Origin of the sequence: Enterococcus sp. DIV1279b, assembly GCF_050531515.1 — a bacterium.
GTDB lineage: Bacteria > Bacillota > Bacilli > Lactobacillales > Enterococcaceae > Enterococcus_D > Enterococcus_D casseliflavus.
Genome location: NZ_CP172891.1, coordinates 2,789,191 through 2,815,412 on the forward strand (window position 1 = coordinate 2,789,191; position 26,222 = coordinate 2,815,412).

Sequence of the window (26,222 nt, forward strand, 5' to 3'; positions counted from 1 at the left end):
TTAGGTACGCTCTTCTTGAGGCGTTATCCTTCAAGCCGTTCGCTATTTTACAGAACATTTTGTAAGCGGAACCATTTTTTTAAAAATATTCCTAGCTATCAACACCTATCACTTAGCAACTTCATCAATCTGGATTTATTCCAGTCCATTTCATTATAGAATTGCGGCTATCCCAAGACAATCAAAAGAAAGCTGCAAACGGTTGCTTCTTTTCCCATCACTTCCATTGAGTCGTTTCTCTTGGGACAAATGAATTTTTCAAGAGGACGTGTCTTGGTGCGGTTTTGTCTCCTTGTACCTCTTGAAAAAGTAGCTGGGTCGTCCAATCCACCATCTCCTCTAAAGGTCGTGCGATGGACGAAAGCAAAGGGCTAGTACAAAGACAAACATTGGTGTTTTCATAACCAATCACTTGAATCGCTTCACCAACCTTTTTATCCACTGAATGAAGGGAACTTAAAGCGCAGGCTGCCAAAAAATCGCTTGCCTCAAAAATGCCATCGATAGAAGGCCATTGACGAAAAAGTTGATCAAAGGATGTTTGCGTGACATTTACAAAATCGAGTATGACCTCGTGAACATGGATCTCTGGGTATTGGTCCATCACTTGATAAAAACCAGCTGATTTTTCTTGAACGGAATGTAATGTCTTTGGTCCATTAACGAAGAGGATCTCGCGACAACGATTTTGGATTAAGATCTGTGCTGCCAACTGTCCACCTGAGGTATTATCCGCAGAAACGGAGGATACTTCATCGCTAAGGACTCTACCCACACTCACTAGAGGTAATTTGAGAACCTTTTGCAACAACGGACCTTGCGTACAAAGGTTGGTACATAAAATTACCCCATCAATATTATTTGCGAGAAACAAGTTCAAAAAATAGGCTTCTCTTTCAGGATTTCCTTGTGTGGTACCAATCATCAAACTATAGCCTTTCTCAATCAGTTGCGACTCGATTCGGGTAATAAATTGATTATAAAAATCATTTTTCAAATCATAGATCAGCAAGCCGATCATCTTTGAAGAATTGTAATAAAAGGATCGTGCTAATTCATTTGGTACATAATCAAGTGCTTGAATTGCTTCTAGCACAACCCGCTTTGTTTCTTCATTCACGTATTTTTTATTGTTGATCACTCGTGAGACGGTAGTCACGGATACATTGGCAAGTTTTGCCACATCTTGCATGTTTGCCATTGGTCCCTCCTTTCTCTCTTTTTCATGTCTCGTAATTGTTAAATCCTTTTCCATTTGATCTATTATCCGAATGCAACACTCTAAAATGCTTTCTTTTTATTCTATAATAACAAACCTTGCATCATATTTTCTGTTTTTATGAAAATAAAAAAGCTGTTTAGATGAAATCTCACCATAAACAACTTTTCTATGCTCGATAAAAGTTTGCATTAATGTCAGCGTCTTTGAAGAAAACAAGAAAATCACTCCCGTGTTCTCTTAAACAATCATTTACAAAAGCACCCAGCTAATTTTTTAAATCTAAGCCTTCAATCAACGCCACCGCACGATCGATCCCAGCGTCTTTTGTTTCTTCTAACACCACGTAACAGTATGGCTTGTGTTTGATCAGAAGCTGTAAAATTTCTGGATACCGTATTTGTCCTTCACCTAACGGGACAGGGATCACTTCTTCTCTCGAGAGTTGAAAATCCTTTAGGTGCAAGCAGACGATTTTCTCGCCAAAAAGAGTAAACGCTTCTTCTACCAATGCAACTTGATCAGCAGCCGTTTTTGCGGTGATCAAATTCGTTGGATCGTAAATGATCCCTAGATAATCAGAAGGAACACGTTCAATCAGCTCGGCGATGCGCTGATTCGAATACAACGGATGATTCATTCCTGCTTCGATCCCTACCATGGTTTTATGTTTTTCTCCTACTCGAACGAGTCGCTGGATCACATGGATCAAGTCTTCAAAAACCTCATCCGAAAAATTCTCTTCGCTATATCCCAGCGCGGCAATGACTGAGCCTGTTTCTGAAGCCACCATGCTGGCACCAAAATAACGGGCATGGAATAAGTAGCGCTCAAATTTCTGTAAGATTTTCTCTCGTTCCTCTGGTTCGGGATGAATCAAGTTACTATAACAACTTAACAAAGCGATTTGAACGCCTTGTTCTTGGAATTCATTCTTGAAGAAGGTCCCCATACCTGGACTCATTTTTTCAGGAGCACTTAGGTCTGGAAAAGACGCATTCAAGGCAAACTGAACGTTTCTTATTTTCTTTGCTCCTACCGCTTGTGCTAGCTGCTTGGGTGTATATTCTCCTGAGAGGTCATGCCCTCGGATGGCTAAATGAATCATCTGACTCCTCGCTTTCTACTGTTTTTTCCCATTCAATAATCAAATTTTCATAAGGTTCTAACCTATGGTTACCCCGCGCCAGCGCTTCACCTGATAAGCGTTCGAAACCGGGGAGATGTAAGGTAAAGTCAGCTGTCGTCATCCCTAAGTTACTGATCCAGAGTTGGACATGGGTCGCTGACTCTCGGCGATACTTCATCACACCTTCCGAACATTTGATCAACAGGCGCTCTGATTCATAAGGGAAAAGTTCTTTGTGACAAAACGACTGCCATATCAAACTGTCTGTTAAATTGCTAGGTAGCGCACCTAAATAGATGATCTCTCCTTGAGCCAGTTGTTTCTTAGCTAGTAGCGTTTGGTCATTCCCTCGTCCGATCGTTTCCCAATCTTCTGGGCAATGAAAAACTGTGACCAAATGATCCAAAGGTTCTTTTAGGCCGTCATAGGTTAGCTGATAAGTCAGTCCTTTCACCGTAAATTGCTGGATTTCGTCAAACCCGAGCCATTCTCCTAAACGATCTAAGCCATTTGTCGCTGGCCACGCCAGCTCTTTGGTCCGATCCCCCGTCATCGGGCCTAAAATCAGCTTACCTCCTGCTTCAGTAAAGGCGGCAAATTTTTTCAACAAGGTAGGACTGATCCAACGAACAAATGGGGCAAGAACAACATCATACTCTTCTAACGGACTATTTTCTTGAATGATTTCTACACGAATCCCTTGGCGAATCAGACTGCCGTAAAATTCGGTAAACAGGCTGCGATAATCATAAACACCCCCATGATCGATCGTGTAAAAACGTTTCGAGTAATCCGAGTAGATAATGGCTATTTTTGCCGATACATACTTCGTTTCCGCTAAAAGTGGTGCGATCTGTTGTCTTAGTTCGCCAATCCGAACTACCTCTTCATACCCACAATCTGGCTCTCCCCAAGCAGTTAACACGGCACTATGGGGTTGCTCCACACCATAGCGATGTCCACGAAAATGCCAAAAGCAGAAGGATTTCAAATGACCAGCATAGCCAATGAACGCTTCACTTGTGACAAACCCATGAGGACGAGGAGTCGCATAATTTTCAATATGACCAGCATTGGCAGTACAAGTTTCTAACAATAACATTTCTTTGTTGCGCGGTTTGACATTCCGCCAACGATCCAAGTTCATCGTATACGCTGGGTAGTTGTCTGCCGGTGCATACGTATCAAAACCGGCAATATCTAAATCAGCAAATAGCTCATCATTTTGCAAGTTAAAACCAAAAGCGGAGTTATGGGTAATGGGTAACGCGGTCTCCATTCGGATAAAATGACAAAGATCATGCGCAAACTCATTCAACGTATCGGTGGTAAAGCGGCGAAAGGCATTCATCAGGGAAGAATTATGCAAAAACGGGGTCGTTAGTGGCAAGACGACATCCTCAAATGCGTCATACCACTCACTCCACACCTTCGTGCCCCAACACTCGTTGAGGTTGGTCACGGATTGATAGTTGTCTTTTAAATACGTATGCCAACGCGTTTGGCACGTCGTACAGTAACATAGATCGACATGACATTTAAACTCATTGTCCAATTGCAACATAACGACATTTTCATGTTTTTCGGCAATCTCAGCGATTTTTCTCGTCAAACGATAGGCATAGCGGCGAAAGTCCTCGTTGTTGGTACAGACATGCTGTCTTGAGCCATGATGCATCTTCGTCCCATCTTGATTAGTGATTAAAGCTTCTGGGTACTGTTTTGTAAACCAGCGGGGCGGAGTTGGCGTTGGAATACATAAGCAAACATCGATGCCATTTGCTTGGTACTGTTCTAGCGCACGTTCCAACAACGCAAAATCATATTCTCCAGGTTGAGGCTCCAAGTCACGCCACATGAATTCCCCAATTCTAGCAAAATTCATGCCCAACGTTTTCATCGTTTGACTATCACTTTGCATGATTTCTTCCGACCAGACTTCTGGATACATGCAGGCGCCGTAATAAATATCAGGAAACAGTGGTTGCTCATGGAAAAACGCCTGTAAACGAATCGCTACATAGCGAGCGATCATATGCGCCCCGACCTTTGAAAAGTGAGTATCATCTGCGAGACCTGCAGGATAATTGGGGTGCTCATCCGGTGCTAACCAAACAAAGAGCGCTTTGGAAGCTTCTAGTCCTAATGTGTCATAATAATGATAGGTATAGCGATTTAAATCAAACAAATCCACTTCTTCCGTTCGACTAAGTTCTCTTAAGACCGATAAAAACGCTGACAACGTATGCGCCAGTCGTCCCTCTTCCCCTACACGTCGTTCAACAGGTGTACACAGGATCGGGATTCCTGCTTTTTCTTTGATTTGACGGATCATGTCTGTCAAATGAGCAATGTACGCCTCCATCGTGACATGATTTTTCTCTTTTTGGTCATTATGTCCAAATTGCAGTAGGACGACTGTATTCGGTTCGACTTCTTGCAGGAGCTGCTTAAACAACCCTTCTTCGATAAACGAACGAGTCGTACTGCCGTTTTTCGCAAAATTGTGTACGTCTACTTCTGGGGACAGATAGCTTGGTAAAGCTTGTCCCCAGCCCATCATTGGCTGTTGATCAAGGGGATAATCCGCCACGGTTGAATCTCCGCCTAGAACGATTTTCATTTCTTTTCTTCCTCCATCTATTTACTATCAGATTTCCAACAGCTTTGACAAGTCCGCTGGTTTTCTTGCTGAACTTAAGCTGCATCAGAAATCGCTTTCTTTTCTATTATACAAAACATTGGCTGACGAAAACATGGAAAAATCAGAGCAAAAGCTGCGAAAATACGAGCTTTTCCGCAGCAACCAACAGTGATCAGCTCTGACCTTTTCGATATTGTCCTGGGGTCATTCCCGTGCACTTTTTAAATAAACGATTGAAGTAACTGGGATTATACCCAAGGTTTTCTGCGATTTCATTGATTTGATGATCGGTTTCTAGCAACTGCCGTTTTGCTTCTACGATGCGAACATTGGTTAAATAATCAATAAAGTTGACCTGCTTGGCACGCTTGAACTCCTTACTCAAAAAGATTGGGTCTACTTCGAAACGATCCGCAACATATTCTAAGGAAATTTGTTCATTGCGAAAATCAGATTGGATGTACTCCGCTACTTTTTGGATCATTTCACTATAAGAATTAGCGACATTTTCTTGCCAGAGGATGGAGACGGGCTTTAAGAAATGATGGTACAAAAAGGCTTGGATCTGATTGATGGCTAAAAGTCGTTCGATTCGCTCTAACACAACCGTTTTCGATACATAATCCGTTCGTGAGACCCCATTTTCATTTAAAAGGTAATCGACTTGATCATACAGTCGATTGACCACATAGATCACCGCAGCCTGTTGATTGTTTTCTGCCACGACCTGTTCCAAAAATCGCTGGACACTTCGTTGCAATTCTTCATGATAGCCACTTTTCAGCGCTGTTAAAATCAAATTTTCTTGCGAAAGAGAATACTTCGGCAGCGGGCGCATGTTCTCTCCTTGAAGCACTTGATTTTCGGGAATCAACCGTTGCAGATGGATTTGCTTTTTGAGACGTTGGGCAACTTCAGGCAACTTGCGAATCTCAGTTTCTTGTTGCGAACTAACGATGGTGACATAACGGCAGACGATCAAATTGATTTGCTTGGTGACCATCGTGAAGTAATCTGTCAGTTGCTGCTCTTGATTGACCACAAAAACCAAAATCCGTCCTTCATTTGACGAAACGATGGTTGATTCTGGGAAAAACATAGCTGTGACATCCGCTATAATGTTTTCTAACGCAAACAAAATGTGGGTTTCATCTTGGGAATTTGCTTGATTGCTTAATAGATCATTGAGTTGGAAATAAAACAAGCGATACCCTTGGTAACTTAAGCGCCAGTTTTTTTGCTGCAGTAATTGTTGCGATTCTTCCTCTGACAAATAGCCATAATACCCTTCCATCAAATGTTGGATCACTTGTCGCTTCAGCGAATCTTGAAAGCGTTCCGCCTGATTTTGTAACAATCCTTTTTCACGACTTAATTGTTGCCAACGGTCCACCAAAAACTCCAGATCGTTTTCTTTTTTCCATTGGGTATTACCAAAGAGCTGATCCATTGTTTTTTCAAAAGGTTGGTATTGTTTTTTGGCTAAAAAGAGACTCATGACTGCCACACAAGCAATAAAAAGAATACTTACGACGATCAGCACTCTAGCCAAATGAGTGACTGGCTCGGTAATCAATGCTAAGGGAACAACGGTATAAAAGGTCCATATTTGGTTGAGCCGCGTACTGTTTACGGCGATCATGCTATAATCATTGCCATTGATCGATTCGACCCAGGTTCCTTGATGCTCTTCACTCAGTGGTTGGATAACATTTGCTAAGTTCTGATCGCCAATAAAACGAAAACTCTCATGATTAAAGGAAATCGCTGCGAGTCCATTTTCAATTTGGGTATCATAAAAATACTTTAATAATGATTGCTCGTCGATCGTTGCAACTAAAAAAATTTTAGGCTGATCTTCGCCTTGGCTATCAATGTTTTGTACAAAAATCAATTCATCCTCTTCTTCAATGATCTTCCACTGGTACTGCCTACCATTATCGATCCGATAGCGTTCAAATGCTGTTTTGGTTTGCTCGAGCGTTAATTCATACGTGCCGCCACTTTCAATCCCAAAAGGCGTCTCGCCTAGTGAATAAATACCGATTCGATTGACATAATTGGAGCTATTTGTTAAATAAAACAATTCTTCCGACAGCTGGATCAGCGTCTGATAATTTGTCGTTTCCAATAAATCTTCTTGGTAGCGCCTTTGAAACGATTGCCCCCAAACGCTTAAAGTCACTTCCAGCTGCGAGAACTGTTGGTTGATGTTACTAACGATTCCTTCGACTTGGCGATTATTTAGTTCTTGATACGATCGTTGTAATGGTCCGATCAAATAGGCATGCAAAAAGATTGCAACGGCTAATAGCGGCACGACGATCCATAGACTGGCTAGCTGCAGTTTTCGATGAAAACCGCCTGTTTTAAAGTACTTCATTCCCAAACACCCTTGTAATAGATTTTATGTAACAAATTGTCATGCGAAAAAACGCATGACAACCTATCCACAACTATTGAAGTGTATCATCCTTTGACGGATCCAATCAGCATTCCTTTGGCAAAATGTTTTTGCAAAAACGGATAGAAGATCAAAATTGGCAAAGTCGCCACAATGATGACTGCAAATTTGATTCCTTGTTCAGGCGGCACATAGTTTGGGTCCATACTTGCTAACGCATTGGCACCACTGGAGGCCATCGTGATCTGTCTTAACAATAACTGAATCGGCCATTTTGCTGAATCGTTGATATAGAGCAATCCACTCATGAAGTCGTTCCAGATACCAACGGCGTAAAAAAGGGTGAAGGTCGCGATCACTGGTTTTGATAAAGGCAAAATGATTTTCCATAAGATCCCTAGTTCCGTACAGCCGTCCATCTTGGCGGATTCTTCCAACTCGATCGGCATTTCTTGGAAAAAGTTTTTGATGATCATTAAGTTGAACGGATTGATCGCGATTGGCAAAATCAATGCCCAATAAGAATTGATCAGTCCTAAATTTTTCACCACGATAAACGTTGGGATCATCCCACCTGAAAAGAGCATTGCAAAAATCACGAGATTCAACAAGGTGTTCCGTCCTTTTAGGTGCTTGCGTGATAAAGGATAGGCAAAGGTGAAGGTACAGAAAAGCTGCACCAGCGTGCCAACGATGGTAACGCCGACCGTTACAAGCAAACTACGGATAAAGGTGTTGGTTGAAAAAATAAAGCGATAGGAGTCGAGACTGATCTCATTTGGCCATAAGAAAAACGAACGTGTGGTCAATTCTAACTCCGTAGCAAATGAACCGGCGATCACATAAATAAAAGGAATCACCATGAATAACCCAATCAATGCCAAAAATAGCGCATTAAAAATGTCAAATATTTTCCCTGCCTTCGTATTGTGTAAAGTATCCATCTTTTTCCTCCTTAGTATAAGCCGCTTTCGCCAAAGCGTTTCGCTAATTTATTGGTACAAAGTACGAGGATGATCCCAACGATCGATTTAAATAATCCGACGGCTGTTGAGTAACTGTAAGCGCCATTGGTGATCCCCATCATATACACATACGTATCAAAAACATCTGCTACTGTTCGGTTCAACTGATTGGTCATCAAGAAAATCTGATCAAACCCAGTAGACAAAATCGACCCGATCCGCATGATCAGCATAATGATGATCGTCGAACGAATCGCAGGCAAAGTGATGTGCCACACACGACGAAAACGTCCTGCACCATCCATGATCGCGGCTTCGTATTGTTCCTGATCCACACCTGATAAGGCAGCTAAATAAATAATGGTCCCCCAACCGATCTCTTTCCAAATCGATTGCATTACGATCATGGGGCGGAACCATTGCGGGTCTGAGAGAAAGTCGATTTCAACGCCTGTCAACGAAGCGATAAATTGAGTGATCGCTCCATGATCGATGTTGAATAAGATATGCCAAAGGCTAACGACGATCGTCCATGAAAGAAAATGTGGTACATAGACGAAGGTTTGAATGGTCCGCTGAAACAGCTTGTTGCGCAATTCATTCAGTAACAGTGCCAAAAAGATGGGTGCTGGAAACGAAAAGAAGATGTTTAAAAAGGCAATCATCAACGTGTTCCACAAGATCCGAAAGAAATCAGGATTATTGAAGAAATCCATAAAATTTTGTGTTCCGACCCATGGACTATCTGCGATTCCTAAAAAAGGCACATAATCTTTGAAAGCAATGATCAACCCATACATCGGTGCATAACGAAATACTGCAAAATAGATGATCCCGGGAATCGTCAAAATATAGAGCCATTTATTTTGTTTAAAATGGTTGAGAAAACTCCCCCATTGCTCTTTCGTTTTCGGCACTTTTTTTATTGTTGTTTCCATTCATTCTCCTCCTCTAACTCCGCTCCGATCAGTGCTAAACAACAAATCGTATTTAGACCCCACTGTGACAACACATTGGTCGATACCCACGGCATTTCTTTTATTTTTTTCCACGTTGTCGCTGCTTCAATGGTCGCTTCGATCGGCAATGGAACACCCGATTTGTCATTATCAAGCAATAACTGCCAAGCCCTTTGACTGATTGCTTGATCGTTACGCACTCGCCCAGCAAAGGCCATCATCGTCGACGCAAACATTGGCCAGGCAAAATGAGGTTCCGTCAGTCCCCCGTTTGATTCTTCTGCTTTTCTCTCAGGACTCAAGCTATAAAACCAGCCAAACTCCCCTAACATCTCTGTCCACTCGGGGTCTTCCAGCACTTGAGCAAGTTCTAACCAAACTTGCGGCGCCCCAAAGGAGATGACCATGTGATAGCCGCCAAAATTCCCAGTTCCCATATAAGATAAGGTTTTGTCTTGTGGATCAAATAACACTGTGGGACCAGACAATAGGCGCTGGGGCATGGCTTTGATGCAGGTGATGCCCGTGCGAATTTTTTCAAGGTAAACAGGATCATTCGTCCGTTCCCACTGGGTAAACCAGTTCGAGACTAGCGCAGCCCAATCTGGTCCGATGCGAATCGGTATCCGCTTCGTTTCTCGTTCATAAAACTCGCGCATCGGTGGTAACGCATCAAAAGCATAGGTTTCATTGTCTTTGACTTGTTCCATAATCTCCCCAATGCGTTCATCCGCTGTCAAATAGTAGTAGTAGCGATGGAGACCCGCCATTGAAATTCGAACTTCTTTTGCTTGGCAGCCCCAATGAACGACATTATGCCGTGACCCTAATCCTTTGTATTCACCAGCATGATACTGATCGACTTCTGAAGTATGTCTCGTCATGCTTTCAGCCAGATAGTAGACGCTTGGATCACCAGTCCGTAAGAAATCTAGCCAAAGCCACATGTTAGGGACCAATTCAGTGTTTTGCCAAGCGTACCCACCAAGATCGTAGCGCCATTGGTGTCGAAACTGATCATAGGTATGCATGACATCACCATAGTTCCAATAGCCATACCAACTTCTTTGTTGGACTTCTGCTAAATAGAATTGACGCATCTCAGCCAATTGTTGCTCCAGCAACTGTTTCGTTTTCGTTGATTCATCTGGTAAACTGATCCTGCCAAAAACCTTCGTCTCTTGATAACGCTCTGGCAATGAAACGATCTGGGCAGGTTCTTGGTTTTCTTGAGCTAAGCCCAGCAACACTTCTTCTGACGGGGCTTCTTCATATAGATCCAACCAACAACGCGTCGTATTTGCTACACCAACTGCGGTCGAACGAATCTCTTCCATTCCTTCGTATCCGCTAAGCATATGATCCCGTTTGGAATAGTGCTGAAAATCCATTGGCTTGGCATTCGGTGACCACTGCCACATCGTGATTTGGGTTTCTTTTTGGGTGATGCCTGTCACCTCGATCGCAGATGGTGCTTTTTCCCAAAATTTCTCCATGCTGCAAGCAACGCCGCCGGTTTCTCCCCCAGCGTAAAAGGTACCTGAATAATGCTCGCCATCCCCAATGGGCAACCAACAGTACCCAGCTTCGGTCTGTTTTTCTAATTCAAATGACCGATGATTGATTTGATTGACCCGAAAATTGTCCCAAATAGCATTTTCCACCGCATGAGACAGCATCGGCTCGTCCGCTGGGGTCAATGAAACGAGCTGGCCACTGGCTTGTTCTTGATAGGGAATGTTTTGCTGATAGTGTCGCCGTGAAAGTAACAATTGCGCCGCTTCATGATACACAGCATCTGCAATAAATTTGACTTGTCGATTCCAATTTTCACCTGTGAACGCATAATCAAATGCTATCCCCATGCCTTCATAAACAAGTGGTTTGATGATAATGACCGTATGAATGATTTCCAATTTGCTGATTTCGCGAAAGATACGGAACCGTAAAATAAACTCTTGCACCACTTCTTGATTGATCTCAATGACGCCCGATACTTTGATAACGGCTTTCTCGGAACCATTTTCTTCCAACATCAAGTCCGTTACTTTGGACTGCACCTTTTTGTTTTGGTATTGCAGGATTGCGTGAAGATCTTGCAATTTTTTCTGCCCATTGACCGCTACCCAGTCCAATACATTTTTCCCTTCCCCATGTTTCGGGAAGAAGCCTTTGATCGTACCGTTGTCAAAATAAATACCGTTGTAAGCTTCCCTAGCAATCGCCTGTTTCTTCTGGACACGCTGTTTTCTTTGAAAAAGTAACTGCGTCGTTTCTGCCACCAGACCACTGTGTCCTGTCCATTTCACACTGCCATCTGGCCAGTAAGCCAGTACTTTCGTTTGCAGCGGCTCCTCCCCCAGCAAAAACAGTTCCTCCCTTAGAACCTCAGGTTGTAAAGCCCCTTTTTCCCATGGATACCCAAAACTCAGCCCACGTTTTCCCTTAGGTTTATTTTTGAGCCATTTCAATGCCATGTTCGATCTCCTCCTCTTCCCTCTCTGCAGGTTGAACTGCATCGTTTTGTTGCTTTAGCTTTTGTTCATTTTCATCAAATAATTTCAAGTAAATCCCCATTGTGCCAATGATCCACATCCCAATACTTAAAAAAGGAAGGAGACCGGGGAGAAAAAAGCTGATCGTACTACAAATCCCAAACCAAAGGACGCCTAAAAAGGTGCCAATAGGTTGAAAAAAAAGAAAGCGTAGCGAAGCGCCTAGGTACTTCTTCGTTGGGAGCACATAATATTCGTACATGCTATGCAATGTATTGATCACAGCGATCGCGACGCATTGGCTAACGATCAATAGGATCAAGCCTGTTTGAGTCAATGCCGCTAAAAATCCTTGCTGGATCACCACCATGGGGCACAAATAAAAGAGAATGATCGGTAAGCCCAAGCGATTCGATCGCCAAAAGTTCCTGCGGTAATACCCAAAGAACGTTTGAAAAAAAGGCGGCGATTCCTGTTTAAGGGTTTTCTTTGCTACGTGGAATCCTGCTTGTACGCTAGGCGCCAGTCCAAAGATGATCCCACCTACTAGTGCACCTATAATAACGGTTACATTTATCAGCAAACAATAAAAGACAAAATCTGCTGCTTGATATGCTTTCTGCCAATTCATCACCGTTCCTCCTCTAAGGAATATACCTTTAAGTCTTTATAGCGGGCCTTCATTGGCGCCATTTGCCGAAATCCGATCGCTCCTTTGGTTAATACGGGACCAAACTGTTCCTCATCAAGGTACCTTAACACCAATAAGTCGTTGATCCAAAAGGAAATCGTTGCACCTACCTTATCGATTTTTAGGTGATAAAACCCTCGGGCATTTGCTACACTCGGAAGTGGATCTGCGCCTTGGGCGACCAGATGAAACCCATGGCTTTTGCGCAAATTACACGTTTCAAACGCCCGTTCCTCCTCATACTTTCTTCGAAAATAAGAAAGGTGGTAAGCATTGATCCCTCCAGAATGATACTCGGGATATGCCCCGGTTCGTTTGGGTACTCCAGAATCGAAGATCGAGCCACCCTTGCGATTGGCTGCTGCAAAAAAGAGCATACATAAGCCTGGTTCAGCCAGTGGTTGAAACTGCCAGGTGATTCGTAGGTCCGCTGGAAATTGTTGAGGCAGCCATAAAACAAAATGTGGTTGTTTGTTTGATTCTTCAGAATACGTATTCGCCAGAATCATCCCGTCTTGGAAAGTAATCTTGGGCTCTCCTTCAGCAATAAAGTGTTGAATATCTGCTGCTTGATTCAGCGGATTTTCATAGATCAATTTCGCTAACATTTCTTCTTCTCCTTTTATGCGTATATGAGCTACTTTTCTCTTTTCATAGTAAACTTGACCTACATTTCTAACAATTGACTTTTTTTGAATTCCTTGATATCAAGCGTTAGATCAGGGTTTCCACTTGTTTTTTTCCATTTTTTCTTTTCTGATTTCTTACTACCTGTCTCGTCTCACCTGACTATTACTCCATTTTATTAGCTGAAAAAAATCATTGAAAAAGAAAAAGGTTGAGAGCAAGATCCACTCAACCTTCTTCGACTGTCGTTATTGTGCTTGATGAAGGGCATTCGTTTCTTCCATCAGCTGCGTGCCTCCTTGATTCTTCCAAAGTTCGATCGCAGCTTCCCAACCCGCTTCATCGATTTGTCCTGCAATAAATTGAACCCGCGCATCACTAATGATCTGATCAAGCTGTGCCCCTTTTGTTACATACGTATCTGTATTATAGGAGGCTGCTGGGTTAAAGACAGCGTGCTCTAAATCAGCTTCCATCAATGACAATCGTTTTTCATAGCTTTCAGTAGCCGCTTCTGTATCAGGCTTAGCAATATAGTACAGGGTATCTTCCGTTACATTCATCCCAATTTGTGAGTACCCTTTGACCGCATTGGCTAACGCTTCAGCTTCTGATCCTTCTAATGCGACGGACATTCCATCCACTACTTCAAAATTGATTCCTTCGATTCCGTTGTTCAGCAATACCTGTGCTTCTTTATCATTTAATTTATCAAGGAACGTCAACACCTCTTTTAGATGTTCCTCTGTCTGGACACTCGACTTAGGAATCGCCAAGAAACCAGAATAGCCATCTGTCGGTAACGCATTCATCGTACCGCTATTATCTTTTAAATTCCCTGTAAAGACGACGAGGTCTTCTTCTCCAGCTTGCAATAATTTATTACTGATTTGTGCTGCTCGTGAATACGTATCAATAATGATCCCACCACGTCCATTGATAAACGGCTCATCCCATTTATCTGCTGCCATAGTTGCAAAATCACGATTGACATAGCCTTGTTCCACCATATCTTTAACAAATTGCATTGATTCTAGGTATTCTGGTTGCATAAAGGATGGCTCTAAAGTGCCGTCTATTTCTTTCCAAGCATTTCCTGCCCCAAACCAAGTAGCTAACACATCGTAAGGACTATTTGAATTGATCGAGCCAGGCCATTGGGGAATAATCAAACCAAACGTATCATTTTCACCATTCCCATCGGGATCGTTCTCAGTAAATGCTTTGGCAACCTCATAGAGATCATCGATCGTTTCTGGTACATCTAAGTTTAAGTTTTCTAACCAATCTTTTCGGATGATCACCGCCGTCCGCATCGCATCACGTTTCCGATAAATTCCGTACACTTTGCCATTCACAGAAGAATTACGCAAAACATCCTCGTTAGATTGAGAGAGATTAGGATAATCAGCTAAATAGTCGGTCAAATCCCAAAAAGCGCCATTTTCTGCTGACTTGATAAACCCTCCTGATTTTCCTTGAATGACCATCACTTCTGGAATATCATCCGAAGCTAACGTAATATTCATTTTATCCTCGTAGGATGTATTGGGTGCCCAGGTAATATCAATGTTTTTGCCAGTGTAAGCTTCTAATTGCTTCAAAATCTCGTTGTCACTTGCAGGTGGTTCAGTTTCAATGTACGGCGATAAAATCGAAATCGTATCATAATCTGTTGTGGAACCTGCTTCCTCCTTCCCACATGCCGATAAAAAGGCAACTGATAGTAACCCCAAACCAAGAATCGTACTTAATTTTTTCACTACTTTTCCTCCTTAGATTTTGTTGTTGAGCCCGATTAAATAAACCGCTTTCAATACCAAAAGCATAACGAAAAGCAGGATTTCCAGCAATTGACATTTTTTGTTAATCGTTGATATATGGCTAGATAGGGAGTTTTGCTCTACATTTGCAGGTATCGTAAATTATAGGAAAAAGAATAAATAGTTCTTCGTGTTCTTAGTTCGCTCAATCAATCTTATTATCGCAGTTTTTCTGATTCCTATCATTCTTAAATTCTAGTTATAGAAAGCATAGCCTAAGTACTGAAGTTCTTATTCGTTAGAGCTTTGGGAACATCTTATCATGAAAAAAAGACCAACTCATTGGTCTTCTTTGATAATTCATCAGTTTTGTAGTACTAAGCGGATCACCACTTATTCATATTTGACAGAAAGAGTACTACCGCTCATACACATCATTTTGATCCAAGGTTGGCGCTAACGCAGTGAACTTCGTTTCCACCATCTTTAAGTTCTCAACCCCTGCAATCTTGCCGAACTCATCGGCATGGATGGAAAGATTTTTCAATGTTAGATTGCGGATCGGTTCTGCTGGGCTGGCCTCGATGAAAAAAGCACGCACGCTTTGTTGTCCTGTTTTGGTAGCTTGCACGTTTTCAATAGTAATGTCGCAGACCTTTGCTGGACCTACTGGAACAGCCGGTTGTGCCATCAATTTGTGCCAATAGTCGGGAATCTCTTCCGCATAATCAGCTGGCAGTTCTGGATAACTATAATCTGGGTACCAATTTGTTTGTAAGAGAAAAGGAAAGCCAACATCCTTCATCGTTAAATCCGAAGCAGTGACCTTGCGTATAAATCCACCTCGATTGTTGGCGGATTTGATCCGAAACCCTGCGCCAGTTTGCTCAAAGACGACTTTTTGGATTTTGATCTCTTCGATCCCACCTGAGGTTTCACTGCCAATGGCAATTCCTGAACCGTACCCTAACTGACAGTCTTTGATCGTGATTTTCCGACAGCTTCTTTGCTGGGCTAAGGCTTCTGCTCCACGTCCCGCCTTGATCGAGATATTGTCATCGTTGCAGGAAATGTGAGCATTTTGAATCGTGACTTCTTCACAGGAATCAATATCGATGCCATCGGTACTAGGCCCTTTCCCATTGTCTATCGTGATGCCGTCGATCAATATGTGGTGAGAATACGTGAGTTGGGTATTCCAAAAACCCGACTGTACCGACGAAATATCTTTGATGGTTACTTGCTGACTTTCATAAACAAGGATATTCCGTGGACGCTTGCAATCATAATCTGCTGCCCAGCATAAGCCTCTCTTTGCGTAATCCGCCATCATCCCGCTGGCTTCATCTGTTCCCCAAAACGTTTGCCACCATGTTTCTCCACGACCATCAAGTTTTCCTTTTCCCGAGATCATGACATTTTCTGCGTGAAAAACATTGATCATCGCTGCAGGCCACTTCATATTGATCCCTGCGACCCGATTATTTACTTCGGGATAATCGGTCAGTTCTTGACTACCATACAGAATCGTATCCTCTGAGACAATCAAGTGCACATTGCTTTTTAAAAACAGTGCGCCGATTTGATAGGCGCCGGGTGGTGTAATCACTGTTCCCTGCACAGTTGATGCTTGGTCAATTTCTCGTTGCAATAATTGCGTGATGTCTTCCATTCTTGCTTTCCTCCTGCGCTTTTGTTTTACGCTACAAATAGGTTTGTCGATATCCATGACTTTGAAAAATTTGCGCATCGCCAACCTTTTTTCATCTATCGTTTATTTGGATAGAACTAAGTGCTTCTTACTGGCGCTGCCCATCAAGTAAAGCGTTCCTCTTGGCTCATCTCGTTGTCTTTTCCCATGTATTTTTGGCGTCTTTTTTCTCTACATTCTTTACTATAGTCCCCTTAGCGGGAAAAGAAAGTTCTTTTTGATTTCTGGGAATCGTCTTTTTTTGCAACGTCCTTTCTTGTTAGAAAAATGCGCCTTTTTGTCTACAAAAGCAAAAAGGCGCAACCTGTCAATGGAGGAAATAAGGTGCTTACCTAACTGTTTCTCATTGGGAGAACCAACGCAGATCATTTTCAAAAGCTTGTTCTACGTGCGTTTCTTTTGCCCCACCATGGATAGTTCGACTGTTTCTTGGCAACTTATTGTGTCACTTATGGCCGCTCGATCAATGATCGCTGCCTCTTTAAAGCTGACCTCCTGACACTGTTCAAAAATCATTTTCTTTTGCCCTTTAGCTGATTCAAAGGCAACTGACTCAAAAACAACGCGTTGGATAGGTGAAACCTGCTGTGTTTGTTCATCGACAAACCCTTTTAGCTCGACCAAAGGGTTCTGCCCTACGATACGGGTATTCTTGACCAAAATATCCGAAATGATTGGTAACTGTTGTGCTGCCTGACCATCGGCATTGTAAGCAACAGGATGAGCCATGAAACGATCCAACAGGCAATCGATGATTGTCACTTGACGAATATAGCCACCACGATCATTCTGCGCTTTCAATTCTAGCCCATAAAGCGTATTGGTCAGCTGGCAATCTCGAAAGGAGATATTTTCGACACCACCAGATTGCTCACTACCAATCGCGATGCCATGTCCCCCTCGAATAGCCAAATCAAACAGCCGAATATTTTTCGCTGGTCTATTGATCTGATTTCCTTCTGGATTTTTGCCAGATTTGATTGCGATACAATCATCACCCGTATCAAAAACGGTGTCAAAAATCAGCAAGTTTTGCGAAGAATCTGGGTCCCAACCATCGCCATTGTCGATGCCTTTGGACTGAATATTCACCCCGTGGGTCACAACGGTGTCACAATAAATCATATGGACAGTCCAGCATGGTGGGTCACTCAACGTCAGCTCTGTCAAATGGATGTTTTTGGCCTGCATCATACAGATCAAACGTCCCCTTACTCGTCTTCCAGGTTTTCCATCAGAAACATATTCTGGATACTGTTCACGGTCTGCATAAGAGTTTCGCATCGCCAGTCCTAATGGATTCCCGCCACCAATGATCGTTCCTTTGCCACAAAGACGGACATTTTCACAAACGATACGCCCTCGATCGCCTTGATCGATATACCCAATGTTGATCAATGAACGAAAGCAAAACAATTCCCAGCCTTCATAACGGCTTAATGGTAAGCCCTCTTGATTCACGCTTCCTAAATACTCGTGAGGGGCAACCCGATACGTTTCTATGTCGAGGCTTGCTTGCAATGTGCCATCTACCTGAAAAATCATATTGCTTTTTAGCTCCAAAGCACCAGAAAGGATCACCGCCCCTGTTGGGATCCAGACAGTGCCATTGCTAGGGCAATCGTTGATCGCTTGCTGGAGAATGGTGGTACTATCTTCTTTGCCTGCGCTATCAGCATGGTAGGGTGCTTGCGTAACATCTAACAAAACACTTTTTTTCTTTGTACGAAAGGTCGTCGTGACTGCGGTATTTGTAAGCAGGCACCCCTGATGATCGAGGCAGATGATCGTTACTTGATACGTTTGATCGGCAGATAAGTTTGTCAACGTCCAATGCGTCTTGTTTGTTGGTCTGGTTTGGATCAAATCGTTGTCTAAAAACAATTGATAACCAAAAATAGCTTGGGCGTGCAGCGGCTTCTCCCAAGTAAGGGTCGCTTGATGAGCGCCGATCGTGCTTGGTACGACATGAAAATCAATTACTTGAAATGGTTGCATCGGTTTGTCCTTTCTTCAACGAATTCATTCAATAGAAAAAAGATATTCCAAAACAGCGAATATCTTTTTCCACACTTATTTAAGACCAGTCGTGCTGATGCCTTCAACAATGTATTTTTGGAAAATAAAGAAGATGATCAACACAGGCAGCAAGGAGACGACAGACATCGCGAACATCGCTCCCCAATTGGAGGTGCTGCTAGCATCTAGGAACTGCTTTAAGGCAATCGATACCGTGTAGTTTTGCGGACGTGTAAGGTACAGCATCGGCCCGATCAGTTCTTCCCATTTCCAATAGAAAGAGAAGATCGCAGCGTTTGCCAAGGAAGGCTTCATCAACGGTAGAATCACACGGAAGAAAATACCGACCCGTCCACAGCCGTCCATTTTTGCTGCTTCATCTAAATCTGTCGGGATCGCAGAGACGAATTGAACCATCATGAAAATAAAGAAAGCTTGTCCGAAGTATGAAGGAACGGTTACCGGACGAATCGAGTTAAGCCAGCCTAATTGATTAAACCAAAGATACTGAGGCACCATGATGATCTCTTGCGGCAGCATCATCGTGACCAAGATACAAGCAAACCAAAAGCCTTTTCCTTTGAAAGGAATTCGACCAAATCCATAAGAAATGACAGCCGAAGAACAGACCGCCCCTACCATTGAAATCAACGCGATTTGCAACGAGTTGAAAATATAGCGAATGAAGGGAATCCCTGCGATCCCTTCAAACCCTTTGGTAAAGTTTTCTAACGTCCAGCTTCGGGGGATCAACTCCGTTGCCGTTCGAAAAATGTCACTACTAGGTTTAAAGGCACTAAACAGCAGCCAGAAAATCGGATAAAGCATCAGTAATGCAGCAACTAAGATCACGGCATCAAAGAAATAATTTTGTTTTTGTTCACGCATCAATCAAACCTCCTCGTTTTCTTTAAACACCCAAAATTTCGATGTTGCGAACAACAGAATCGTAATCAACCCAACGATGACCAGTAAAATCCACGCTAAGGCTGAAGCATAGCCCATTTTGAAATCGGTAAAGGCTCGTTGATACATGTACAAGGAATAGACTAACGTGCCGTTACGAGGTGAACCCGTCCCATTCGAAATGATAAACGCAGGTGTAAACGTCAAAAAGGCCATGATCGTTTGATAGATCAGATTGAAAAAGATGATTGGTGTCAGGACTGGAACCGTGATATTGAAAAACTGTCTGATTTTTCCTGCCCCATCAATTTCCGCTGCTTCATAATAATCTTTCGGAATATTTTTCAAACCGGATAAGAAAATCAACATCGACGAGCCAAATTGCCACGCTGCTAATAAAATCAAGGTCATCAACGCTAAGCCAGGACTTTTAAAGAAGTAGATCGGGTCTAAGCCGATCGCCGCTAGTACGCCATTGATCAACCCTGAATCGCCAAAAAGATTCCGCCACATGATCGATACCGCCACGCTCCCACCTAAAATCGAAGGGATATAAAATAATACCCGATAAGCACCGCTTAATTTCGATGGGCGGTTGATCAGCATCGCCACTGCTAATGCGACGATCAGCCGTAAAGGGACTGCCAACACAACATATTTCAGCGTAACAGTCAGTGACTGAACAAACTTGGGATCATTCGTAAAAATCGTCTTAAAGTTATTCCAGCCAACAAATTGCGCCTCTGTCAATAAATCATAGTCGTGAAAAGACATAAAAAGAGAAATCCCCATCGGGACGATAATAAAAGCAAAAAAGCCAATGATGAAGGGTGAGATAAATAAATAGCCTGTAACCATATTCTGTTTTGATTCTGGTAATCGATTAAACCAGCTTTTGAGTTTCCCAGGCTCTTTTGCCGTGGGTGATTTTGATTGTAGTTCCATAATTTTCACTTCCTACCTCCTATAGTTGATTACGCTTACAAGTTGATTTTAACGAAGTGCTTCTTAAGAATGAATAGAAAAAAAAGCACAGAAATGTGAAAAACTAGAGGACCTATATTTTTTGCCTCCATTGTTTCTCCTAAAAAAACGCCTTTACTGAAAAAGTCAGTAAAGGCGCCACAGCTATGCTTATTGATAGTTTTCTGCAAAAATTTCTTCGCAGCGTTGCGTAAAGGCATCATAAGTTTCTTCTGGTGTCATCGTGCCATAAGTGATCTCTGCGTACAGCTCTTTAAAGTACGTGTTGATTTCAGCAAACCCAATTGGTGGGATTGGGGATGGATCACCGACGATGTCTGCAATATCATCTAAGAAATCAGAGGACTCTTGTTCTTCTGGTGTCATGTCGGCATAAAGCAATTCTTTGATGGCATCATTGGAAGGAATCCCCCGCTCAGTACCGATGATCTTATTGGCTTCTTCACTATTCACTAAAAAGTCAACAAACTTCGCAGCTGCTTCTTTTGATTCAGAAGCATTCGCGATCGAATAAAAGAACCCTGGGCGATACGCCATCGCCCCGTTTTCTGAGTCGAATGGACGAGCCAAGTTGATTTCGACATCTTCTGCGGCGGAGGCCTTATAGGTCAAGTATTGATTGGACCAAGTCATCATATAGGCTGCTTTTCCTTGTGAAAACGGATATTGATCCATACTGTTGGCATTGCTAGTCACTTCTGCGGTTGGCATTGCTTTGGCTTCCGTAAGGTCCGCGATAGCCCCCATAAATTCAACCCAGTTTTCTTTGGAAAAACCGATCTCTGGTTTGCCGTCTGCATCGTATTGGTATAGATCTTCGCCTTTAGTACGTAAAAAGTATTGCAAAATCGTACTGTTGTCATTGTTATCATTCCAACCATAATCACCGGTTGCTTCAGCGATCGCTGCCGTACTTTCTACAAGGTCATCGAAGGTATAATTGCTAAAGTCGATCCCAGTGCCCCCTTGTTCTACCAATGATGGATTGTAGAGCATCGCCATCGTATTGACAGAAGTTGGTATGCCAAAAACTTTTCCATCTAACTCGCCAGTTGCTAAAATCGATTCTTTGATATCATCGGTTTGAATCTCATTGCCGATAAATTCCGACATATCTGCTAATTGATTTTTCGTTCCATATTGCGCAATGTACTGCACATCCATCTGGATCACATCAGGTAATTCTCCAGAAGCCGCTTTTGTTGCTAGTTTTTTCCAATGGTCATCCCAAGAACCATATTCATATTCAACTTTGATGTCAGGATTTTGTTTCTCAAATTCTTTGATCGATTCGATATACTTCTCGTGTCTGACTTCTGAGCCCCACCAGGTAAAGGAAATCGTCGTTTTCCCATCTGCATCAGCTTCTGAGCTTCCGCTACTATTGCCGTTGTTGCCACAAGCTGCTAAGGTCGCACCAAGAAACAACAAGCTCGCTGCTTTTAAAAAAGTTTTCTTCATTCTTCTACACTCCTTTTTGTTTGCGCTTACAAGGTGATTGTAATGGAAATCCTCGTTAATAAAAATGAAAAAACAAGAGCAAATATGTGAAAAACTAGACTGCCGTTTTTGCTGAAGGCTAAGCCTTCACCGGCAATAGCTAGAAAAAAATAGAAAAACAGATGAAAAATGTAAAAAAACAGACATGCTCTATTTTTTCCAATATACTATGCTATACTAGCGTTGAAAAGGCTTACTTTTCAAAAAACAAGGTAGGTGGAAACAATGAAAAAAATACAAACCGGACTGTTTCGTCTTTTTACGGTAACAGATTATTTTGCTAAATTAAACCTTTTATGGCTTTTCTTTACCCTTTTAGGGTTGGGGATTTTTGGCTTCGGTCCTGCCACCGCTGTCACGATCAAATGTTTACATGATTTTCGTAAAACTGGTCATGACTATTCAGCTGTTGCCTTCTGGCAAGCCTACAAGCAAGCCTTTCGCACCTTTTCCCTTTTTGGCATTGGACTATTAAGTACAGTACTCCTGTTGTTGTTTAACTTACGGATTACTCATTTTTTCCCGACTGAAATGGCTTGGCTGCGTCCTGTCTATTTACTTTTAACGATTCTCCTCCTTTACACTGCATTCATCAGCTTTATGACCTATGCCAAAGCCGAACAACACGCTTGGAAACAGACCTTGTACGTCAGTATCTTTCTAGTCTTTCGCTACCCACTGCAAGGCCTTGCCTTGTTGTTTACCTGGTATTTATTGTTTCTCTTATTGATTGCCAAAACCTCCTTGTTACTCGTCTTTGGACTGGTGATTTTCTTGTTTTTCGCTGAATTTTTTCATGGTCAGATGATGGAAAAAACCAAACAATTGCAAGCAAAGCGAGGCAGTGTCCATGAAGTCCCAGAAGCTGATCAATCACTTTAAAAAGCAGCCTTTTGAGCGACAGTTACATTTTGTCTTTTTTGCGACGGTGGCAATTATCGTCTCATTGGCTGTTCTCCTGACCTTAGTTTGGCGACAAGTCTACATGGCGCAGCTGAAAGAAGCCGCGTATAAAGATGTCTCGATCATTTCAACAAATATTGCCAAACGTTTAACTGCCGTCGAAACCCTCTCTTTTCGCATTATCGATAGTGCACCGATCCAAAATGGCCTGCAAAGGATCTTGGCACAAGATTCCTTGCAATCCTTAGAGGCGATCGACCAAAAGAATGCCTTAAGTGCAGAAATCAACGCCCTCGTACGCAATGAATCAACGATTCAAAACGTCTATCTCTTTACCCCAACGAACGAAAACATGATCAACTTTCTAGCCGAGACCGACCATATCTTTAATGGCCAAACCATCAAAGATATGATCGAGACTTTGCCCGATAAGCCTGCCAAAGGGAGTTGGTTTTTTGCAAAAGACCTTTCTCAAGGTGTCTACCTGCGAAAAATCTATTCAACAGCCGATCTTTCTTTAACCTATATTGGTACGGTGATATTTCTAGTCAATACGTCCTTCTTTCGTAACGAGATCGAAAGTCTTCCTATCGTCTCTGAACAAAACCAATTTTTCATGGCGTATCAGAACCAATTTTATAGTACCGCAAATGACGAGCAAACCCTCGCTGCGGATCAAAATACCTTGCAGCAGAAAATGGGAACCTTCCAGCGATCGATCGGCTCCATGACGTTTGATAATCGCCAGTACTACTATGCAATGGATCGGAAGACGATGCCGAATATGACCTTCATTTATTTACTGCCTGAAAACCAAGTCTTAGCGGATCTTTATAAACTACAAGGCCTTTCCATCGCTGTGAGTTTGCCTTTTTTATGTTTGATTATTGTTGTGATTCGGAAAATAAGCAATCAGCTGACCCGCCCTTTAGCTGACTTGGCTTCGCAAATGGCCGTTCTGCGGAAAACGAAAAAACTGGCCTCTTTAAAGACCCTCGCTGTCCCAGAAAATAGTCAAGAAGAGATCATGGTCCTTTATGAAAGCTACAATACGATGATCGATGAATTAAATGCCTTGATCAAGGACAATTATGAAATGCGTATATTGTCCCAAGAAATCGAATTTAAAGGATTGCAAGCGCAATTAGATCCACATTTTCTATACAATACGTTAGACTCGATCAACTGGATCGCCATTGAAAATCAGCAGTGGCAGATCTCAGAGATGGTCACCTCCCTTGCCTATTTGTTTCGAAAAAAAATCGATACCAAGTCTGACTTCACAACGCTACAAGATGAATTAGATATCGTGCACGCCTATATCAATATTCAAAACGTTCGCTTCGGGAAACGGATCGAGTATATCGAAGTAATTTTGGTGAATGACTTGTCCTTTAAGATTCCTAAGTTACTGATTCAACCATTGATTGAAAATGTCTTTAAATACGCCGTCAATGATATGAAGGAGACGTGTCGCCTCGTCCTTACGATTGAACAACAAGCAACCTTTCTCCAAGTCAGTGTCTCTGACAATGGCCCTGGTTTTAAAGCCAACTTCTCGATTGAAAAAGAAGGCGGCATCGGATTGACCAATATTCAAAAACGATTGCAACTGCATTATGGTGATCAAGCGTCCTTAGCCATCGTCTCCTCGATTCCCTTCAAAAAGACGACGGTGCGCTTTGTGATCCCCTTAAAAGGAGTGAGTGAAACATGAAAAATATCCTCGTTGTTGACGATGAACCCTTGATAGCAAATGGTGTGGCTAACCTCGTTGCTTCTTTTGATTTCCCATTAGTGGTCAAAGGAATTTACACAGACAGTGAAGAAGCCTTGGCATTTTGTCAGCAAAACACCATCGACATCGTGATTACCGACATCAATATGCCTAAAGTCAATGGACTTGCCTTGATCAAAAAATTAAAAGCCATCAATCCTGCGATTCAAATCATTATTTTGACAGGCTTTGGCAGCTTCTCCTTTGCCAAAGAAGCGATGGCTTTAGGGGTCAAATTTTTCCTTGAAAAACCTGTTTTTCCGAGCAAGCTTTCAGAAGCGTTGGCTGAGACGATCGAACGTTCTGAACGTCGTCAAATGGAATCTACCCTCTATTTAAAACAACAAATTGAACAATACATCAATAGCTGCGGAGAAGAACCGCTGCCTGAATCGTTCGTTTTTCCATTTTGTATGTACTTATTTGATTCGAAATTCTATCACGCCATCGCCAAGCGGATCGAAAGCTATGAGAACCATCACGAGTTGGTGATCGGTCATCAAAACAAAGTTGGCTATATCCTGAACTTCAGTACGGAAAATACCTTTAATCTCTTTTTTAAAACGAAGGTACAGGCTGCGCATCTAGGAAAAGGGATCGCCATCAATTGCTGGGTCGAAACCCCCGAAAAATTTTTACTCAGTTATCATTTAGGCAAGCGGAACTTGGATAAGGAGTTTTATTTTGATACCTTTGAAGTCATCCAAGAAGCCCAAATCTCACAAGAAAATGTCTATGAAAATAGTCTCTATATGGAATACCGTGAAAAACTTTTGGCATTGATCGACAAAGGCGAACTGACTTTAGCCCAAGTTCTTACGGAAAACTTTTTTTCTACCTGTCGCATGGAGCTTTACCCTGTCCAACTATTGCGGCTGCAGGTCAACGATTTGTTATCGGCAATTTTTGAAAACCATCGCATCAAAAAAGACATCTACTTTGATGACTATTCCCCAAAGATCATGCTCTTGAATAATTGGCACGAACTCCAGTTTATGCTGCTTCACTGTATCGATTTGATGCGGGGCAGCTTAGACGATAGCGAGAACATGCAGCTGTCCCAAAAAGTCAACCTGATCATCGAAGAATATTATGACCATGAAGCATTGTCATTGAAATGGATCGCCGCCCATCTTTTGTACTTAAATCCTGAATACTTAGGAAAAACCTATTACAAAGAAACCGGGATTCGCTTCAATCAAAAATTAGCCGAATACCGCATCCAAAAAGCACAAGAACTGCTGAAGAAAAACTACAAAGTCTACGAAGTGGCAGCGATGACGGGCTTTAGTAATGCCCCCGAATATTTTGTTCAAACGTTTAAAAAGATTACCGGTATGACACCAAAGAAATTTTTGAAGCAGCAAGAAAAAGCACTTCTCTCTTAACGTTTCTTCTATCCGAAATGACTGTGTTGCTATTTCAACAAAAGAGGTAGTCCGCTCACATTCGTGAGCGAACTACCTCTTTGACTAACCAGTAATTGATGTCAAACAATTGATGCGACCGTGTTCGTTTTAAGAAAT

Annotated in this window: 18 protein-coding genes; 3 read left to right on the plus strand and 15 right to left on the minus strand. The window is 42.4% G+C overall.

The features are described from left to right. Positions 1 to 217: 217 nt before the first annotated feature. The 15 genes from IGI71_RS13270 to IGI71_RS13340 all read right to left on the minus strand — a co-directional run bounded on the left by IGI71_RS13270 (position 218) and on the right by IGI71_RS13340 (position 21,977). Positions 218 to 1,201 carry a LacI family DNA-binding transcriptional regulator gene (locus IGI71_RS13270; protein ID WP_071859228.1) on the minus strand — a complete coding sequence of 328 codons (984 nt, stop codon included), beginning with the start codon at positions 1,199 to 1,201 and terminating at the stop codon, positions 218 to 220. A gap of 286 nt (positions 1,202 to 1,487) precedes the next feature. After that, positions 1,488 to 2,327: a sugar phosphate isomerase/epimerase family protein gene (locus IGI71_RS13275; RefSeq protein ID WP_008380772.1), complete on the minus strand. Its 840-nt coding sequence runs from the start codon at positions 2,325 to 2,327 to the stop codon at positions 1,488 to 1,490. Beyond that, positions 2,299 to 4,971: a beta-galactosidase gene (locus tag IGI71_RS13280; protein WP_060791378.1), complete on the minus strand. Its 2,673-nt coding sequence runs from the start codon at positions 4,969 to 4,971 to the stop codon at positions 2,299 to 2,301. The genes IGI71_RS13275 and IGI71_RS13280 overlap by 29 nt, the downstream gene beginning before the upstream one ends. Before the next feature lie 193 nt (positions 4,972 to 5,164). Beyond that, positions 5,165 to 7,375: a helix-turn-helix transcriptional regulator gene (locus IGI71_RS13285; RefSeq protein WP_231434784.1), complete on the minus strand. Its 2,211-nt coding sequence runs from the start codon at positions 7,373 to 7,375 to the stop codon at positions 5,165 to 5,167. 86 nt (positions 7,376 to 7,461) lie between these two features. Continuing rightward, positions 7,462 to 8,340, minus strand: coding sequence for a carbohydrate ABC transporter permease (locus IGI71_RS13290; protein ID WP_005234200.1), 879 nt, complete (start codon positions 8,338 to 8,340; stop codon positions 7,462 to 7,464). An 11-nt stretch (positions 8,341 to 8,351) separates the two neighbouring features. Further along, the gene (locus IGI71_RS13295; protein ID WP_005234199.1) at positions 8,352 to 9,299 is read right to left on the minus strand and encodes an ABC transporter permease; all 948 of its coding nucleotides are present in this window, start codon (positions 9,297 to 9,299) and stop codon (positions 8,352 to 8,354) included. Further along, complete coding sequence (locus IGI71_RS13300; RefSeq protein WP_060791380.1) at positions 9,284 to 11,797, minus strand: hypothetical protein; 2,514 nt, start codon at positions 11,795 to 11,797, stop codon at positions 9,284 to 9,286. Before IGI71_RS13300 ends, IGI71_RS13295 begins: the two co-directional genes overlap by 16 nt. Next, positions 11,772 to 12,446, minus strand: a complete 675-nt coding sequence (locus IGI71_RS13305; RefSeq protein WP_060791381.1) for a YesL family protein — start codon at positions 12,444 to 12,446, stop codon at positions 11,772 to 11,774. Before IGI71_RS13305 ends, IGI71_RS13300 begins: the two co-directional genes overlap by 26 nt. Further along, positions 12,446 to 13,114: a DUF1961 family protein gene (locus IGI71_RS13310; RefSeq protein ID WP_231434786.1), complete on the minus strand. Its 669-nt coding sequence runs from the start codon at positions 13,112 to 13,114 to the stop codon at positions 12,446 to 12,448. Before IGI71_RS13310 ends, IGI71_RS13305 begins: the two co-directional genes overlap by 1 nt. Positions 13,115 to 13,381: 267 nt before the next feature. Then, a complete protein-coding gene (locus IGI71_RS13315) occupies positions 13,382 to 14,896 on the minus strand; it encodes an extracellular solute-binding protein (RefSeq protein ID WP_010749864.1) in 1,515 nt (504 codons plus the stop codon). Between the two features lie 418 nt (positions 14,897 to 15,314). Beyond that, on the minus strand, positions 15,315 to 16,568 hold the full coding sequence (locus IGI71_RS13320; protein ID WP_430615788.1) for a glycoside hydrolase family 28 protein: 1,254 nt from the start codon (positions 16,566 to 16,568) through the stop codon (positions 15,315 to 15,317). Positions 16,569 to 16,991: 423 nt separating this feature from the next. Beyond that, on the minus strand, positions 16,992 to 18,605 hold the full coding sequence (locus tag IGI71_RS13325; RefSeq protein WP_231434788.1) for a glycosyl hydrolase family 28 protein: 1,614 nt from the start codon (positions 18,603 to 18,605) through the stop codon (positions 16,992 to 16,994). A gap of 75 nt (positions 18,606 to 18,680) precedes the next feature. Continuing rightward, positions 18,681 to 19,514: a carbohydrate ABC transporter permease gene (locus tag IGI71_RS13330; protein ID WP_005234188.1), complete on the minus strand. Its 834-nt coding sequence runs from the start codon at positions 19,512 to 19,514 to the stop codon at positions 18,681 to 18,683. Between the two features lie 3 nt (positions 19,515 to 19,517). Then, positions 19,518 to 20,477 carry a carbohydrate ABC transporter permease gene (locus IGI71_RS13335; RefSeq protein ID WP_016608843.1) on the minus strand — a complete coding sequence of 320 codons (960 nt, stop codon included), beginning with the start codon at positions 20,475 to 20,477 and terminating at the stop codon, positions 19,518 to 19,520. Between the two features lie 189 nt (positions 20,478 to 20,666). Beyond that, positions 20,667 to 21,977: an ABC transporter substrate-binding protein gene (locus IGI71_RS13340; protein ID WP_060791387.1), complete on the minus strand. Its 1,311-nt coding sequence runs from the start codon at positions 21,975 to 21,977 to the stop codon at positions 20,667 to 20,669. A 264-nt stretch (positions 21,978 to 22,241) separates the two neighbouring features. On the opposite strand from IGI71_RS13340, the gene IGI71_RS13345 reads away from it, so the two are divergent. From IGI71_RS13345 to IGI71_RS13355, 3 genes are read left to right on the plus strand one after another with little or no spacing between them, the layout of a single operon-like run. Further along, positions 22,242 to 22,898 carry a DUF624 domain-containing protein gene (locus IGI71_RS13345; RefSeq protein ID WP_430615789.1) on the plus strand — a complete coding sequence of 219 codons (657 nt, stop codon included), beginning with the start codon at positions 22,242 to 22,244 and terminating at the stop codon, positions 22,896 to 22,898. Next, entirely contained in the window at positions 22,867 to 24,636 is a 1,770-nt protein-coding gene (locus IGI71_RS13350; RefSeq protein WP_151195168.1) for a sensor histidine kinase, read from the plus strand. The genes IGI71_RS13345 and IGI71_RS13350 overlap by 32 nt, the downstream gene beginning before the upstream one ends. Beyond that, entirely contained in the window at positions 24,633 to 26,084 is a 1,452-nt protein-coding gene (locus IGI71_RS13355; RefSeq protein ID WP_005234181.1) for a response regulator, read from the plus strand. Before IGI71_RS13350 ends, IGI71_RS13355 begins: the two co-directional genes overlap by 4 nt. Positions 26,085 to 26,222 lie beyond the last annotated feature (138 nt).